The sequence below is a fragment of the Gemmiger formicilis genome, assembly GCF_018784445.1.
GTDB lineage: Bacteria > Bacillota > Clostridia > Oscillospirales > Ruminococcaceae > Gemmiger.
The window spans coordinates 1-15,754 of the sequence record NZ_WQOH01000011.1 but is presented as its reverse complement, the minus strand read 5'-3'; the positions used below and the strand labels follow the sequence as shown (position 1 = coordinate 15,754).

Below are 15,754 nucleotides of genomic sequence, written 5' to 3'. Positions count from 1 at the left end.
GGCGGTGCGGGCGGAATCTCTCCGACCTCGCTTTAACAAGGGAGGCTTTAATGCCCCCCTGTCAAAGGGGCTGTCCGCGAAGCGGACTGGGGGATTCCGGCCGCTTGCTTTAGTACAACATAAACCAACGCCCCGAGCTTTTAACAGCTCGGGGCGTATTTGTTGAAAATTATGCCTTTTTGATTTTTTCCGCAGCATTCGCGGCGGTCTCTTTGGCGGCGGCCTTTGCAGCGGCGGCCAGCTCACGCAGGCGCTGGGTGGCGGCGCGGGTCGCGGCCAGCGTGTCGGCGTAGTTCAGGCTCTTCATATCCGGGAAAGCCCGCAGCAGACGGTGCGCACCGATAAAGTCGTGGTCGGCGGCGGTCAGCTTCTCCCGCAGTTCGCCCACGCGGGCGGTGACTTCGGCCCGCAGCTCGGCAGCGTTCTCGCGGCCCTCCAGCTTGGCAAGGGCCAGCTGCAATTTCTGCTCGTCCAGAATCGTGTCTGCGGTCATGGCACTGGTGCCCAGCACGGTGGTCAGTTTGTCGCTGGTCACACGCAGGCGGGCACGCAGCTCATCGATTTCCCGCAGGTACTTGTTCAGGCCGATGGCGGCGGCGGTGGAAACAATGACGTCCACCACAAAGAAAATGAACAGCACAATGTCTAAAATCAGCATGACCTTGAACGGCATCGGGTTGGAGCCGCGGGCCAGCAGCGGGTGTACGACTTTGATCATCAGCACGCTGCCCAGCCCCCACAAAAGCGAGAATTGCGGGCAGATGTAGCCGCCCAGGTTGAACTTCATGTTAGAGTAGTCCCACCAGCGGATGCGGTAGACTTTGAACAGTGCCCAGCCGCCCACCAGCTCAATGGCGGTGGTCAGAATCATGCCGATAAAGAAGATGGCAACGGCGCTCATGCTGCCGCTGCTTGGCATCGGGATCAGGCTGACGCTGTACACCAGCCCTACCATGCCGAAGCCGTAAATCGGGCAGATCGGCCCGCAGAGGAACCCGCGGTTGACGAGCTTGTGCTCCTTGATGGCGGCGTAAACGACCTCGACGCCCCAGCCGATGCAGCCGTACAGGAAAAACCAGTAGACGGTCTTAACGACAAATTCACTCGGCGGCATCTTCGCCCTCCTGCTGTTTGGCAAGAGCTTTCGGCTCCACCCAGGTCACGGCGCTGTCGGGGCCTTTACGGGCAATCAGTGCCTTGATGGGGATGCCCTGCTCGCTGAACATGCCCTCGTGCTCGGTGCGCAGATTCCAGTCCGGCTCGTTTTTGTGCAGGTCAAAGGTCTGCCAGGTAATTTCAAACCCGGCGGCGGGGAAGTAAGAGAGACTGTCCCGGAACAGGTCGTCGTCGTCGGTCTTGAACCAAATCTCCGCGCCCTCATCCATCAGGTTGCGGTACTGCAAAAGCTGGCGCGGGTGGGTCAGGCGGTGCTTATTGCTGCCGGCGTTCTTGCTCCACGGGTTGCAGAAATTGATGTAGATGCGCGAAACACGGTCGTCTGGCGTGAAGGCATTGCCCAGGCGCTCAATGTCCAGGCTGGCGATTTTCACGTTGTCGGCGGGAATACCGCGCTCTGCATAGGCGGCCTCGACCTTGCGCTTGGCGAGGATCAGCACCTTGTCGGTAATGTCGATGCCGAGGTAATTGATATCCGGGTGGGCCGGGGCGATCTGGGCCAAAAATCCGCCCTTGCCGCAGCCCAGCTCCAGGTGCCAGGGCTGGTCGGGCCGGGCGTACAGCTCGTGCCAGTGGCCGCCGTGGGTCAGCGGCTCGTGAACGTGGAAATCGCAGGCCAGCAGCTCCGGCCGGGCATAGGGTTTAAAACGCATTCGCATGGTGGGGTGTCTCCTTACAATGTATTCAACAAAAAATCTTTCACTTGTTCAAAACTGCCGCTCGCCAGGCTGCCTTGGCAAAAGCCAGGTTTGCCGCCGCCGCGGCCCTGGTAGGCCGCGTTCAGCGCTTTGCAGGTCTCGCGCAGATCGCCGCCCGGGGCAGAGGCTAGCGCATAGGCAAGGCCCTGCCCGCCGGGGGCTAAAGTGCAACAGGCCGCGCCGGTCTTGGCTGTGATGGACATTGCCACACGGCGCAGGCCGTCGCCGTCGGCACCGTCCACCCACAGCACGGAGGGCTGGCCCGGTTCCGCTGCGGCGGCGTAAGCATCTGCCAGCGTGTTTTGCAGCGCGGCCAGGCGGGCTTTCAGTGCCGTCTCGCCGTTTTGCAGCCGTTCAAGTGCCGGAGCCAGGGAGCCAACAGGCGAACTTAGCAGCCGCCCGGCGGCCTCGGTGTCGGCCCAGATGCCTGCAACGGCGTCATAGGCGCGCTGCCCACAGGCCACGGCCAGCCGCATACCGGATTTGTAGTGGGCATACGAGATAATCTTGATCAGCCCGACCTCGCCGGTGTGGGCCAGGTGCGTGCCGCAGCAGGCGCAGCAGTCGCCGCCGGCCTCCACCAGCCGCACGTCGCCGTCCAGTGCTTTTTTGCTGCGGTACTCGGTGTGGGCCAGCGTTTCCGGGTCGGGTACCCAGCAGCGCACCGGGGTGTCGGCACGCACAGCGGCGTTGGCTTCAGCCTCGGCCTGGGCCAGCTGCGCGGCGGAGAGCGGAATGCTCGTGTCCATCCGCACATAGGGCGTGCCGATGTGGAACCCGACGTTCTCGGCCCCGAACAATCGGTGCAGCGTACCGCTTAAAATATGCTCACCGGTGTGCTGCTGCATCGCGTCCAGCCGTGCGGGCCAGTCGATGCAGCCCTCCACGGTGCCGCCCACAGTCAGCGGGGCATCGGTGGTGTGGGTGATGGTGGCACCGTCAGTATGCACGGCCAGCACACACGCTGCGCCCAATGTACCGGTGTCGCAGGGCTGGCCGCCGCCCTCGGGGAAGAAGGCCGTGCGGTCCAGCACGACCGCAAAGCCGCCCTGTACCGGGGTACAGGCCAGCACCTGCGCGGTGAACGTTTGCACATAGGAATCTGTTTCGTATAATTTTTGCGTCACGATAGGCAGAACCTTTCAAAATTTTGCGATTTTTTTTATTATAACATAAAACAGGTGTGGAAAAAAGTTATCTTATCCTATATAATAAAGGATAGCCTGAAATTTTACAACCATTTATGAGGGAAAACTGCGTAATGCAAACTAGGAAAACTGCTGCGGCGCTGGCATTGCCCGCGCTGCTGCTGGCGGGGTGCTCGCTGGCCGACGTACAGGCCGCCGTGCTGCCCGCCGAAAATACCGCGACCATTGAGACGGCTCCCACCGCCGCGCCGCAATCGCTGACTGTCTATGCGTCGGCGTCGCTGGCCCCGGCGGCCAGGGCCTACGCCGATGCCCAGGGGGTAGCGCTGACCGAGACGGACGACGCCGGCGCGGCCGACCTGCTGCTGGTAGATCACGCCTCCGGCGACAGCCTGCTGGATGTGACCAGCGACACGCTGTTGGCCGCAGCTGCCGCCCGGGCTGACATCACCGACAACGCCAACACCCTGCCGCTGGGCCGCAGCCTGTACGGCTACTGGGCCAGCAAAGACGCGCTGACCGCCCTGCTGGGCGATGGCGCCGTGACGGCGCTGCAGGGGGCGACCTGGGACGAGTGGAGCGACTTCGTCGAGACACTCTCCGCCTGGCTGGCTGCGCCGAAAGCTGCTGTGGTAACGCTCTCCGGCCAGGACTACACCCTGCCCGAGACAAAGCCCGACGCCGTGAAAGCCACCGGCGTGTTTGCCCAGCCTGCCGACCGCGCCGCCGGGTACAGCGCCGCCATCCTGGCTGCCGACGGCACCTACACTGCCGACGCCCTGACAGGCCCGCTGAACGGTGTGTACAGCGCCGTGGCGCTGGAATGGGACAACATGGCCGACAGCGAGACCAATGCGGTGTTCCGCCGCGCCAAACTGACCGACCTGCTGGCCGAGTACGGCAGCGACGCCTGCCAGGGCATGGTGCTGGTGCCGTTCAAGTGCAATTTTGACGAAAGCGATCTGACCACCGAGGAGTACAACCTGGACGGTCTGCTGGATTACCCGGTGCTGGCCGACGTGGGCTGCATTGCCATCAACGCAGGTACCAGCGCCGACGGCCTGAAAGCCGCCAAGGGCGCCGCGCTGTGGCTCTACTCCAACGGCGAGGGCGAGGACGCCCTGACCGAGACGCTGGGGGTCATCACCCCCTGGAACACGGCGTCGGATGCAACGGCGCTGGGGGCCATGCAGGTGGAGCAGGCGGGCAGCGGCATTTTGCCCGGCACCGCGCTGGACGCCGCAACTGCCGACGCCCTGACCGCCAATGAACTGGCCCTGCAAGGCAGCGAGAGCCGCACCAAAGCCGAGCGCACAGCGTTTGTAAAGGCGGCGCTGGCAGCGCTGGGGGCAGGGGAGACGGCGGAGTAATAAACCCCATGCCTTCCCCCCAAGGGGGAAGGTGGCCCCGCAGGGCCGGATGGGGGGCAAGCGTATGCCCGCAACCCATTGGTGGGCAATAGCAACAAGGCTGCCCCTCATCAGTCCGCTTCGCGGACAGCTTCCCCCAAGGGGGAAGCCTTTATCGAAGGAAAAGAGGAACATCATGGAATTTAAACGTTGCAGTGGTATTTTGATGCCGATTTCCAGCCTGCCCGGCGGGTATGGCATTGGCAGCATGGGCAAACCGGCCCGTGATTTTGTGGACTTTCTCACTAAGGCGGGGCAAACGATCTGGCAGATTCTGCCGGTCGGCCCCACGGGCTACGCCGACAGCCCCTACCAGAGCTGCTCGGCCTTTGCGGGCAACCCCTATTTTATCGATCTGGATCTGCTGGCCGCCGACGGCCTGCTGACCAAAAAAGACTACGCGAACATCAACTGGGGCGGCGATGCCGCCAAGGTCGATTACGGCACCCTGTATGAAAAGCGCTTTACCGTGCTGCGCAAGGCCTACCACAACTTTATGCGGCAGCGCCCAGTCCCCGGCTATGACACCCCTTACTCGGACGATTGGTACCGTTTCCAGTTTTTGAGCAGCGATTGGCTGCCCGATTACTGCCTGTACATGGCGATCAAAGAGGACAACGGCATGGTGGACTGGCAACAGTGGCCCCGCGCCCTGCGCGTCCGTGAGCCGGAAGCCCTGGCCCGGTTCAGGGCCGAGCACGCCGAGGAGATCGAGTTCTGGGCATTTTTGCAGTACGAGTTCGACCGCCAGTGGCGCAGCCTGCACGCCTATGCAAAATCCAAGGGCATTGCCATCATGGGCGATATCCCCATCTACGTCGCAGCGGATTCCGCCGATGCCTGGGCAGGCCGCGAGCTGTTCGAGACTGACGCCGAGGGCAAGCCCCGCCGCGTGGCAGGCTGCCCGCCGGACTACTTTGCCGCCGACGGCCAGCTGTGGGGCAACCCGCTCTACGACTGGAACTACCACCGCAGCACCGGCTATGCCTGGTGGATCCGCCGCATCCGCCATGCGCTGTCCATCTATGACATCCTGCGCATCGACCACTTCCGCGGGTTCGACACCTACTGGGCCATCCCGGCAGGGGAGACGACCGCCCGCAACGGCCGCTGGGAGCAGGGTCCTCGCATGGATCTGTTCCGCGCGCTGCACAACGCCCTGGGCAGCCTGCCCATCGTGGCCGAGGACCTGGGCGAGATGTTCGACTCGGTCCGCCAGCTGTTGGCGGAGAGTGGCTTCCCCGGCATGAAAGTATTGCAGTTCGCCTTTACCGGCGAGGACAGCGTGGATCTGCCCCACAACTACCCGCGCAACTGCGTGGCCTACCCCGGCACCCACGACAACAACACCCTCTCCGGCTGGTTCGGCGAGGAACTGACCCCTGCCCAGCGCAAGCAGGTGGAGGAATACTTCGTCCTGACCAAGCAGGAGGGCATTGTGCGCGGTATGCTGCGCGGCGTGCAGGCCAGCACGGCGGCGTTGGCGATTATCCCGATGGCCGACTGGCTGGAGGAACCCGCTGCCAGCCGCATGAACACCCCGGGCATGGCCCAGGGCAACTGGCAGTGGCGCGCCGACGCCAAAAAGCTGACCCCCGCGCTGGCAAAGGAAATGCGCACCATGGCGGTGCGGTACTTCCGTCATACCGATAAATAATTTGTGTAGTTCGCATGGTATTTTTCGCCTGGCCGAAAAATCTTTGTGCAATGCAAGGCTAGGAAAATTGCCGGCATTGTGGTAAACTATATGAGTTACGAGAGAGAAGCTGTATAGGCCACAATGCCGGAACACACGGCAGAAGGAAACAAAATGAAACAGGACTACACCATTGCCGAATTGCAGGCAGAAATGACCGCCCTGCAGCAGGTTTTTGACAATGTTACGCTGGCAGACCCGCGCATGGGCCTGTTGGACCCCGCCACCCTGCAGCCGCTGAACAAGGTGGCCGCCATGCCTGCGCTGGACAGCACCGGCCGCGGTATGCAGGTCGTGAAGGGTAATGACGGCCTGGAAACCGTGCTGGCCCAGGGCATCAACGTGGAGGGCACCCCCTGTATGCTGCTGATGCAGATGCCGCTGCCCCGCAGCCTGCAGGCCGAAGGGGCGGAGGATTCCTTCATCCGCACCTTGAGCCAGATGCAGGACGACCTGCGCCGCGACTACGTGACCGGCGCGTACAACGCAGTCTACCTGAACGAACAGTACCGCCCCATTGCCGAGCGCGCTGCCATGAGCGGCACGCCGGTCGGCGTCGTGATGGTCCGCGTCAACGAGTATTGGCAACTGCGCGAGCATGAAAACGACTCCGCCGCCAACTGCTGCCTGAACATGGCGGCGGGTATCTTACAGCTGGCTGTCGGCCCTGACCACGACAAGGCCGTGCTGGCGCGCCTGAACGACGGTTTCTTCGCTATCGTCACCATTGGCACGCCCGCCGCCAGGATGGCCCAGACCGTGCGCGAGGCGATGAACGATTCCCGCCGGGAGTTCAACATTTCGCTGTCCCGCCGCGGCAGCTTCACGGTGGAGATCGCCTCCGCCGAGTGGGGCGAGACGGCGTCCTGGGACATGACCCTTTCGCTGGCACAGCAGCGCCTGTAACTGAATAAACGACCCCCCTTGTGTACATACTGGCATTGACCGCCAAACGTACACAAGGGGGATTTTGTTATGCAGACCGATAATGAAAAAATGCTGCAGGAAATTGTCCAGAACACCGAGATGGGCAAGAACACGCTGGATGAGCTGATGGGCCTGACCCACGACCAGAAATTGAAGGATGAGATGATGCGCCAGAAGCGGGAGTACCGGCGTTTCAACCAGGCGGCGCACACGGCGCTGGATGCCATCGGGGCCGAGGCCCACGGCCAGAGCGCTGCTGCCAGGATGAGCGTGAGCATGGGCATCCGCACCCGGACGATGATGGACAAATCGACCCGCAACCTGGCCACAATGCTGGCCGAGGGCAGCGGCCAGGGCGTGCTGGACTGCAAGCGCGCCGAGAAAGACTACCCTACGGCCAGCCCCGGGGCCATGCAGCTCTGCCATGAACTGGGCTGCTTCCAAAGCGAGGCCGAGCAGACCTGGCGCGGTTTCGTGTAAAAAGCCTTCCCCCTCTTGGGGGAAGGTGGCCGTAGGCCGGATGAGGGGCGGGCCTGCCGTTACAACCCGTTTATGGGCAATAATGGAAAACCCGCCCCTCATCAGTCTGCTTCGCAGACAGCTTCCCCTTCGGGGGAAGCCTCTTTACTTACAATTTCAGATCGCCCTCTTTGATCCAGCCCTTCTTCCGCAGCACCTCGCAGAAGATGACGCTGAGCACAGCGGGCAGAATGAAGCAGACCAGCACCATGCCGGCCCAGTCAAAGGCGGTGATGACCTTGCCGCTCTCGACCCAGCCGGTGTACACGCCGATCTGACCGACCAGGCCGCAGGTGCCCATGCCGCTGGACACGGCCGGGCCGTTCATTTCCAGATGGAACAGGCAGGTAGCAATGGGGCCGGTGATGGCCGCTGCCAGCGTCGGCGGGATCCAGGTGCGGGGGTTGCGCAGGATGTTGGGCATCTGCAGCATGCTGGTGCCCAGGCCCTGGCTGACCAGGCCGCCGATGCCGTTTTCTTTATAGCTCATCACGGCAAAGCCCACCATCTGGGCGCAGCAGCCGGCTACGGCCGCACCGCCCGCAAGGCCGGTCAGGCCCAGCGCCGCGCAGATGGCCGCGCTGGAAATCGGCAGCGTCAGCGCCATGCCGACGAGGACCGAGACGAGAATGCCCATCAGCAGCGGCTGCAATTCGGTCGCCCACATGATGACGCTGCCCACGGCGGACGCCGCCGCGCCGATGGCCGGGGCACACAGTGCGCTCAGACCTACGCCGACCAAAATCGTCACAGCCGGGGTGACGAGGATATCGACCTTCGTCTCCTTGCTGACCAGCTTGCCGATCTCCGCCGCCGCAATGGCGATCAGGTAGACGGCCAGCGGGCCGCCTGCGCCGCCCAGCTCATTGGCGGCGCCGCCGACGGCAATCAGGCTGAACAAAACCAGCTGCGGCGCGTGCAGCGCGTAGCCGATGGATGCGGCCATGGCTGGGCCTGCGACCGCCGCCGCATAGCCGCCCGCCGTGACCAAGAATGCAATGCCGGTCTGCTGGCCCAGCGTCTTGATGATGGTGCCGATCAGCAGACTGGCGAACAGTCCCTGCGCCATCGCGCCCATGGCGTCGATGCCATAGCGGTGCGCCGAGATAATAACGTCCTTGCGCTTTAAAAATGCGCGGATATTTTCCATTTTACACACTCCTCTTCTTTTGTTAAAAGTAGAGTAACATTTTGCCGCGCAGAATACAACCCACCCCGCACAATTTTTGTTGAAAAAGCCGGGCAAATGCGCTACAATAATAGAAAATTTGTGTAAAAGGGGGAGATACCCTATGGTCGAAACCTTCACCGCCCATATCACACCCTTCGGGCTGGATCGCAACACCTTCGTCTACCTGCCCGACGGCTGGCAGACCTCCGGCAAGCGCTACCCGGTCGTCTATATGTTTGATGGGCATAACCTGTTTTTTGATTCCACGGCCACCTACGGCACCTGTTGGGGGCTGAAAGAATACATGGACGCCCACGGCGAGGCCATCATCGTCGCGCCCGAGTGCAACCACGAGGGCAACGCCCGGCTGGAAGAGTACAGCCCCTACGACTTCACCTGGCAGGAAAACGCCATCCACGGTCGGGGCAAGGCGTATCTGGACTGGATGGTCAACGAGCTGAAACCCCTCATCGACGCGAAATACCCCACGCTGCCCGACCGCGGCAACACGGCTATCGGCGGGTCGAGTATGGGCGGGCTGATGAGCCTGTACGGCGTCACGGCCCACAACGCGACGTTCAGCCGCGCGGCCTGCCTGTCACCGTCGGTGCGGTTCAGCTTTACCGAAGTCAAGGCCGACATCAAAAAGGCAAAGCTGGCCCCCGGCACGCGGGTCTACATCAGCTGGGGCGAGCGCGAGGGCAAGGGCCGCCACGCGCTGGCCCAGTACACGTCCAAAGCGCTGGAAGTCACCAACCTGCTGACTGCGCAGGGCGCGGCGGTCTACCCCTACTGCCAGCTGGACGGCAAACACTGCGAGGCCGACTGGCGGCGGCAGCTGGGCCGCTGCTTCAAATTCCTGTTTGGATGGAGGTAACCCGTGGCAAAATCACACAAAAAGAAAAAGCGCCCTGCGCCCCCTGCGCCCGCCGCCCCGGCGGCCAGGCCCGCCCCCGCGCCGGACACCCCGCCGCGCAAGACCCGGCTGCTGGCGGCGCTGTGCTATTTAAATGTATTGATCCTGATACCTGCCTGTTGCAAACAGCGGCACGATGCCTTTGTAAAGTTCCACCTGAACCAGGGCCTTGTGGTGCTGGCGCTGGCCACAGTCTGCGCCTGCGTTGGCTTTCTGCCCCATTGCAGCGAGCTGGGTCTGACGCTGACGCTGCTGGTAGATGCCCTGTCCCTCGTCGGGCTGGTGCAGACCCTGCGCGGCCTGCAAACCCCGCTGCCGCTGATCTGGCGCATCACAAAGTCGTTTCACCCGTTTACTTAAACAAGGAGTGTGTATTATGTCTAAAGCTGTCATCTTTTTTGCCCCGGGGCTGGAGGAGTGCGAGGGGCTGCTCTGCGTTGATATCCTGCGCCGCGCGGGGGTCGAAGTGACCATCGCGGCGGTGGGCGGGGAGCGCATCGTCAAGAGTGCCCGGCAGGTCAACGTTGTGGCGGACGCCCTGGCCGAGGAACTGGACTACGCGGCGTTTGACGCCTGCATCCTGCCCGGCGGCATCCCCGGCGTGCCGAACCTGAAAGCCGACGCCACGGTGCGCAAGGTCTGCACCGACTTTGCCGCGCAGGGCAAAATCGTGGCGGCCATCTGCGCCGCGCCTACGGCGCTGGCGGCGTTTGGCGTGCTGGGAGGCAAAAAGGCCACGGTCTACCCGGGCATGGACGCCGACCTGACCGCCGCCGGGGCCAGCTACACCGGCCTGCCCATCACCATCGACGGCAACATCATCACCGGTGAAGCCCTGGGCGCGGCGATCCCCTTTGCCCTGGCCCTGGCCCGGACGCTGGCCGGGGCCGATGCGGCGAATAAGGTAAAGACCGCGATCGTGTACCAATAAGAAAATGGCTTCTCCCTCGGGAGAAGCTGTCCGCGAAGCGGACTGATGAGGGGCGGCTTTGCCATGATTGCCCATGACTGGGTTGATGTGGCAAGTCCGCCCCTCATCCGGCCTTCGGCCACCTTCCCCCCCAGGGGGAAGGCTTATAAAAAACGCATTACTTCTCCCAATCTTCGATCAAGAACGCGTCCGGGTTTTCCTGGGCGTCCAGAATGGGGCAGTGGTAGACGTCGTGGTCGTCGTCGCCGCAGAACACGCACAGGCCGGTCCATGCTGGCATATTGGGGTCGGGGTCGCCTTCCTCGTAGCCAAAGATCACGTTGCGGGGGCCTTTCACATAGAACGAGCCGTCGGGGCGCTGCACCACGCCACCCTCGGGAATGTCGGGACTGCCCTCGGGATAGATGCGGTCGCCCTTGGCGGTCACGGCGTAGTCCTGGGCGGGGACTGCTGCAGCGGGCTGTTCGGCGGCCTGGGCGGCGGCTTGCTGTTGCTGCTGCACAATGGCGGCCTGCCTGGCGGCGGTGCAGTTGTCGGCGGTGTGGCCGGTCAGGCCGCAGTAGCTGCACTTGACGACCTCCTGCACGACGAGGTTGTAGGTGGTGGACGCCTCGCCCGCCGTGCTGGCGGCGGTGATGGTCGTCTGGCCCGGGGCCAGCGCCGTGATAATGCCGTTGTCGTCGATGGTGGCAACGCCCTCATCGCTGGACGTCCAGTGCAGGGTCTTGTCGGCGGCGTCCTCGGGCAGGACGGTGGCGTGCAGCGTCCAGGTCATGCCTTTGTTCAAAATGCCGCCCTCCTGTTCCAGCGTTACGCTGGTGGGCACGATGGGCGCTTCCGTCGGGGCCGGGGTGGCCGCCGCAGTGGGGGCAGGCGTGGCAGTGGGGGCGTTTTCTGGCGTGGCGGCTTCACTGGCGGTAACGCGCTGCGGGGCCGCCCGCTTGGTGGTGGTGCTGCAGCCGGTCAGCCCGGCACCCAGCATACAGGCAAGGATGACCGCCGCAGCGGCCAGCTTGTGGGGATGAACCGATTTCGTGTTTTTCATAGCTGCATTCTCCTTTGTGGTTCGGTGGGGTGTAGCCCCCTGTGTTGGTTTCAGTGTACCGCAAAGGGGGAGATTTTGCAGGCAAAGCAGGATGAAACGACGGTGAATCGGGATGAAATGCAGGTCCGCCGTGTTTATCTCCCTCTGCGGGGGAGAGAGCCTGGTAATTACCCGAAACGGCGGTGGGTGGCAAACGCGCGGGGCGTCGAGGACGCCGCCCCCTACAACTATGGGGCGTGGGGGCTATTGCCCGATTATACCCCCATTTCCACCCATTCCAACAATTTCGTGCGTAAAATTCAACGTTTCGTGCGGAGTCGCTTGCAGGGTGCGGCGGGATATTGTACTATAATAAGGGTTAATGTGCAAAATGTACCCGGCAAAATGACAAAAAAGAGGCCGTTATGAATCTATTAGTCGTGGAAGATAACCCGCGCGATATGCAGGAACTGTTAAACCTGCTGCACGGGTGGGAAGAACAAAACCAACCCCTGGGCATCCGCGCGGAAAGCTGCATCACTGCCGATACCATGCAGGCGTTCCAGGGGTACGACGCCGTGCTGCTGGATATCGAGACCCCCGGCATCGACGGCATGGCCTTTGCCCGCCGCCTGCGCGCCTGCAACAGCCGCATCGATATCATCTTTGTCACCTGCCACACGGATCTGGTCATGGACGGCTTCTCGGTCCACGCGGCGGGCTTTCTGCCCAAGCCGGTGGAGCAAAAGCAGCTGTGGGAGACACTGGACTTCCTGGCAAAGCGCTCCATCAGCCGCCGGGCGGACGCCTGCGTGACCTTCAAGCGCGGCACAGCCTGCGACCGCTATTACTACGACGATATCCTTTATATCGAGGCCCGGCTCCACAACATTGTGGTGGTCACGCCCCAGACCCGGCAAAAATACAATCTCTCGCTGACACAGGCGCTGGAAAACCTGCCCCAGCCGCCGTTTGTGCGCTGCCACCGCAGCTATATCGTAAACACCACCAAGGTCACGGCCGTGGAAAAAGACGCATTATTGCTGGCGGGGGGTGGTAAAACGCCCACGACCCCCACATACAGCACCGCCATACAACGCGCCCTGCTGGCGCTGAAAGCATAAGGGGGGTTGCAAAATGGAGATTTTAGAGACTCTGTTGGATATTGGCATCGATATGTTGGACGGTTTTGCACTGCTCTATCTCTGCCGCAGCATGCTAAAAGAATGCCGCATCAAGCGCGCTGCAGTGTACTACCTGTTTGTGCTGCCTATTGCGGCGGTCATTTTTGCGTTTAACCACTATTTCCCTACGGTGGGGGGCATGGTGGTCACACTACTTTTTATGCTGGCCACCGTGCTGGCACTCTTCCGGGATAAAATGCGGTATCGCATATTGTGGTTCTGCGTGGCGCAGGTGCTGCCGTTTGCCATCGACATTACGGTGAGTAAGGCAATTTTGGAAGCCTGCCTTCACCGTTCTACGTATGAGCTGATGACACAGGGAGGGTCGCTGGTTTTTTACCTGTATGCGCTCATGACACGCTTTATCATTCTGGCGGTCGATGTGTTCATCGCCCACCGCAGGCTGTCCGCCACGCTGACGGAAAAAGATTGGCTTAATTTTGCAATCATCCCGGCCCTCAGCATTGTGGCAAATATGCTTGTGCTGGTGGAGAGCGTGTGGGGCGGTCTGGGGCCGGTGCCCGCCGTGGTCATCGGCGTGCTGATTTTGGTCATCAACGTTTTTGCCTACCGCCAGCTGCTGCACGTCTCGGAAAATGCCTACGCCCTGGCGCAGGAGAAAGCCCAGGCCCGCATCGAAGCCTATAAGGTCGAGCAGTACCACCGGCTGATCCAGCAGCACGACGCCACCCGCGGCTGGAAACACGATATGAAAAACCACCTGCTGACCGCAAGCTCCATGCTGGAAAGCGGGCACATCGACGATGCGAAAGCCTACCTGGAGGGTGCCGCCGACCGCCTGGAGCGCGACACCTTCGTGATACAAAGCGGCAACACCGCGCTGGACGGCATCCTGAACGCCAAAATCGAGGAAGCCACCGCCGCCGGCTGCAAGGTCAGCCTGCGGCTGGAGCTGCCCGCCCGCCTGATGGACGAGATCGACTGCTGCACGGTCGTGGGCAATTTGTGGGATAACGCCATCCGCGCCAACAGCGTTTTGCCCCAGAATGTGCGCGGCATTAAGTTTACGATCGGCCCGGCGGCGAACTTCTGCCGCATCCGCTGCGAAAACCCGCTGCCCCCGGCGGGTGCTCTGCCGCCCAAAAACGACGGCCAGGAACACGGCATTGGCCTGCGCCAGGTGGAAGCCGTGGCCCACCGCTACAACGGCGTGTATGAGGCCACCCAGGACAACAACATCTGGCAGGCCGACGTCCTCATCCCCCAGACCGCCGTGGAAGGCTGGAGCCGGATGTATGCGTATGACCTATAATAAGTAGGGGAGAAATTTATCCCTCCCGTGCCCGGCCCCTACCGTTTTGCCTTAATTACCCCAAAAACACCCCACCCCCGCACACATTGTCCGAAGCCTAGTACAATGCGGTGCGGGGGTGGGGTGTTTTATATGGGAAGGGTCAAATTACTTGCCCAGCGCGGCCAGGTAGGCGGCATTCTGCGCGTCGATCTGCTTCTGGAACGCGGCCACAGCGGCAGCGTAAGCGGCCTCGCGCTTGTCAGCGGCGGCCTGTGCCTCGGCGGCGGTGGCGTAGCGGGTCTCGGGGGCGGAAGCCTTGGGCGCAACAGCGGCGATCGCACCGCTGCCGACATAGCCCTTCACACCCTTGGGGCCGACGACCGTGGTCGTCGTGTTGCCGCAGGTGTCGCAGACATAAACGTTGCCCTGGCGGGTCCAGTTGTGATAACCGCACTTCTGGCAGGTGGTGTACTCGATGCCCCAGGTGCCATTGGCGATGGCCTCGTCGATTTCCTTCTGCTGGGCCGTGCGGGTGTCAACGACCGGGGTGTTGTCCTCGGGGGCAGCGGCAGGGGCAGCGGGCTGGGTGGGGTCAGTGTAAGTGGCGTCATCCTCGAAGATGGCGTACAGGTTCAGGTTGTAGTCGCTCTCGTCAACATTGCAGTGCCAGAACATATCATCGTAAGAGACGGTGTTGGGTACGGCAATGCGGATGGTCTTATCTGCGTTGGCCCACTCTACGACTTTTTTGCCGTCGGCGGTGGCGGGAACTTCGGTCGAGCCGCCCACACTGACAGCGTCGATCTTGACGGCGGTGGTGTCGGTGTAGTAGTGGACAAAAACGGTCTCGCCGGTCATGGGCATAAAGTAGGAGCTGATGTAGCGGCCATGGCCGAGGTCATCGTCCAGGTCAACGCCCGGGCACATCCAATCGTCCAGGGAGTCATAGGTCAGCTGCTGGCCGGGGGTGAAGTGCCGGCCGTTGCACATCCAGTAGGCATAGCCATCAGGCAGGGCGGGCACGGTCAGGTAGCCGGTGTCATCCGGGGAGATGGACATCGTATCATAGCCATCGAAATTCAGGCGGTAGGTGTACAGGTAGCTCAGCGGCTTGCTGGATTTTGCAAACGCAGAAACAGGCACGCAGACTGCCAGTGCGGCGACCGTCAGTAGCGTAGCCAAGAGTTTGGATGCGGACTTTCTCATTTTTCAGTTCTCCTTTTTTACAATCTAAGCGGCTTCGCAGTTCAGAAAAGTGAACCATACCCCTATTGTAAAAAATCCCCGCCCCATTGCAACCCATTCCGCACGAAACGCCATTTATGACGCACGAAAACCGTAAATGGCGGCCCACGGCGTTCCCCATTTACGCCTATCCCTAAATTCGTGCTTTAAAAACGGCGTTTCGTGCGGAATCGGTTGAGATTTGCCGGGGTATGGCATACAGTTAGCGCCCCTTTCTGGGGCTGGATTTTGTACGACCAAAAAGGAAAATATCTTTGCCCCATAGGGCACAGAAAATTTCCTGTTTTTTGAAAAATCGAACGAAAATGCAGATTTCCCGTGAAAAATGGAAAATGAGTGTGCCTTTTGGCAAAATAGGAAAACGGCCTTGCCCCCACAACACAGTGATGCAACGTGCAAATCTGTGTTGTGGGGCAAAGCCGTTTTCTCATTTCTTCCAAAATCGATAAAATATA

The 15,754-nt window shown here is 61.7% G+C and carries 16 protein-coding genes; 9 read left to right on the top strand and 7 right to left on the bottom strand.

The window, feature by feature from the left end:
• Nucleotides 1-169: 169 nt before the first annotated feature.
• The 3 genes from GPK89_RS04245 to GPK89_RS04235 are packed head-to-tail and all read right to left on the bottom strand — an operon-like array spanning nucleotide 170 to nucleotide 3,001.
• Entirely contained in the window at nucleotides 170-1,114 is a 945-nt protein-coding gene (locus GPK89_RS04245; RefSeq protein WP_215691721.1) for a putative ABC transporter permease, read from the bottom strand.
• Nucleotides 1,101-1,835 carry a tRNA (guanosine(46)-N7)-methyltransferase TrmB gene (trmB, locus tag GPK89_RS04240; protein WP_215691720.1) on the bottom strand — a complete coding sequence of 245 codons (735 nt, stop codon included), beginning with the start codon at nucleotides 1,833-1,835 and terminating at the stop codon, nucleotides 1,101-1,103. Before trmB ends, GPK89_RS04245 begins: the two co-directional genes overlap by 14 nt.
• A gap of 14 nt (nucleotides 1,836-1,849) precedes the next feature.
• Entirely contained in the window at nucleotides 1,850-3,001 is a 1,152-nt protein-coding gene (locus GPK89_RS04235) for an alanyl-tRNA editing protein (RefSeq protein WP_215691719.1), read from the bottom strand.
• A gap of 134 nt (nucleotides 3,002-3,135) precedes the next feature.
• Here GPK89_RS04235 and GPK89_RS04230 point away from each other — a divergent pair, with 134 nt between their 5' ends.
• The 4 genes from GPK89_RS04230 (at nucleotide 3,136) to GPK89_RS04215 (ending at nucleotide 7,534) form a co-directional block, all read left to right on the top strand.
• Entirely contained in the window at nucleotides 3,136-4,392 is a 1,257-nt protein-coding gene (locus GPK89_RS04230) for a hypothetical protein (RefSeq protein ID WP_215691718.1), read from the top strand.
• A 172-nt stretch (nucleotides 4,393-4,564) separates the two neighbouring features.
• Entirely contained in the window at nucleotides 4,565-6,088 is a 1,524-nt protein-coding gene (gene malQ / locus GPK89_RS04225) for a 4-alpha-glucanotransferase (protein ID WP_346344830.1), read from the top strand.
• A gap of 153 nt (nucleotides 6,089-6,241) precedes the next feature.
• Nucleotides 6,242-7,033 (top strand): GGDEF domain-containing protein, encoded by a 792-nt coding sequence (locus GPK89_RS04220; RefSeq protein ID WP_215691716.1) that lies wholly within the window; start codon nucleotides 6,242-6,244, stop codon nucleotides 7,031-7,033.
• A gap of 69 nt (nucleotides 7,034-7,102) precedes the next feature.
• Complete coding sequence (locus GPK89_RS04215) at nucleotides 7,103-7,534, top strand: hypothetical protein (RefSeq protein WP_215691715.1); 432 nt, start codon at nucleotides 7,103-7,105, stop codon at nucleotides 7,532-7,534.
• 148 nt (nucleotides 7,535-7,682) lie between these two features.
• Here the strand turns inward: GPK89_RS04215 and GPK89_RS04210 are convergent, their stop codons facing one another.
• Entirely contained in the window at nucleotides 7,683-8,723 is a 1,041-nt protein-coding gene (locus tag GPK89_RS04210) for a PTS transporter subunit IIC (RefSeq protein ID WP_215691714.1), read from the bottom strand.
• Nucleotides 8,724-8,865: 142 nt separating this feature from the next.
• Between GPK89_RS04210 and GPK89_RS04205 the strand changes: the two genes are divergently transcribed.
• From GPK89_RS04205 to GPK89_RS04195, 3 genes are read left to right on the top strand one after another with little or no spacing between them, the layout of a single operon-like run.
• Complete coding sequence (locus GPK89_RS04205; protein ID WP_215691713.1) at nucleotides 8,866-9,621, top strand: alpha/beta hydrolase; 756 nt, start codon at nucleotides 8,866-8,868, stop codon at nucleotides 9,619-9,621.
• A gap of 3 nt (nucleotides 9,622-9,624) precedes the next feature.
• Nucleotides 9,625-10,020: a hypothetical protein gene (locus GPK89_RS04200; protein ID WP_215691712.1), complete on the top strand. Its 396-nt coding sequence runs from the start codon at nucleotides 9,625-9,627 to the stop codon at nucleotides 10,018-10,020.
• A gap of 16 nt (nucleotides 10,021-10,036) precedes the next feature.
• Complete coding sequence (locus tag GPK89_RS04195; protein ID WP_215691711.1) at nucleotides 10,037-10,591, top strand: DJ-1 family glyoxalase III; 555 nt, start codon at nucleotides 10,037-10,039, stop codon at nucleotides 10,589-10,591.
• A 157-nt stretch (nucleotides 10,592-10,748) separates the two neighbouring features.
• Here the strand turns inward: GPK89_RS04195 and GPK89_RS04190 are convergent, their stop codons facing one another.
• A complete protein-coding gene (locus GPK89_RS04190; RefSeq protein ID WP_215691710.1) occupies nucleotides 10,749-11,636 on the bottom strand; it encodes an Ig-like domain-containing protein in 888 nt (295 codons plus the stop codon).
• A gap of 404 nt (nucleotides 11,637-12,040) precedes the next feature.
• Between GPK89_RS04190 and GPK89_RS04185 the strand changes: the two genes are divergently transcribed.
• On the top strand, nucleotides 12,041-12,739 hold the full coding sequence (locus GPK89_RS04185) for a LytR/AlgR family response regulator transcription factor (RefSeq protein WP_215691709.1): 699 nt from the start codon (nucleotides 12,041-12,043) through the stop codon (nucleotides 12,737-12,739).
• Nucleotides 12,740-12,752: 13 nt separating this feature from the next.
• On the top strand, nucleotides 12,753-14,072 hold the full coding sequence (locus GPK89_RS04180) for a sensor histidine kinase (protein WP_215691708.1): 1,320 nt from the start codon (nucleotides 12,753-12,755) through the stop codon (nucleotides 14,070-14,072).
• A gap of 147 nt (nucleotides 14,073-14,219) precedes the next feature.
• Here the strand turns inward: GPK89_RS04180 and GPK89_RS04175 are convergent, their stop codons facing one another.
• Both GPK89_RS04175 and GPK89_RS04170 read right to left on the bottom strand, forming a co-directional pair.
• Nucleotides 14,220-15,260, bottom strand: a complete 1,041-nt coding sequence (locus GPK89_RS04175; RefSeq protein WP_215691707.1) for a hypothetical protein — start codon at nucleotides 15,258-15,260, stop codon at nucleotides 14,220-14,222.
• 114 nt (nucleotides 15,261-15,374) lie between these two features.
• Nucleotides 15,375-15,754: hypothetical protein (locus GPK89_RS04170; protein ID WP_215691706.1), on the bottom strand; the 380-nt coding region annotated here is incomplete at its 5' end.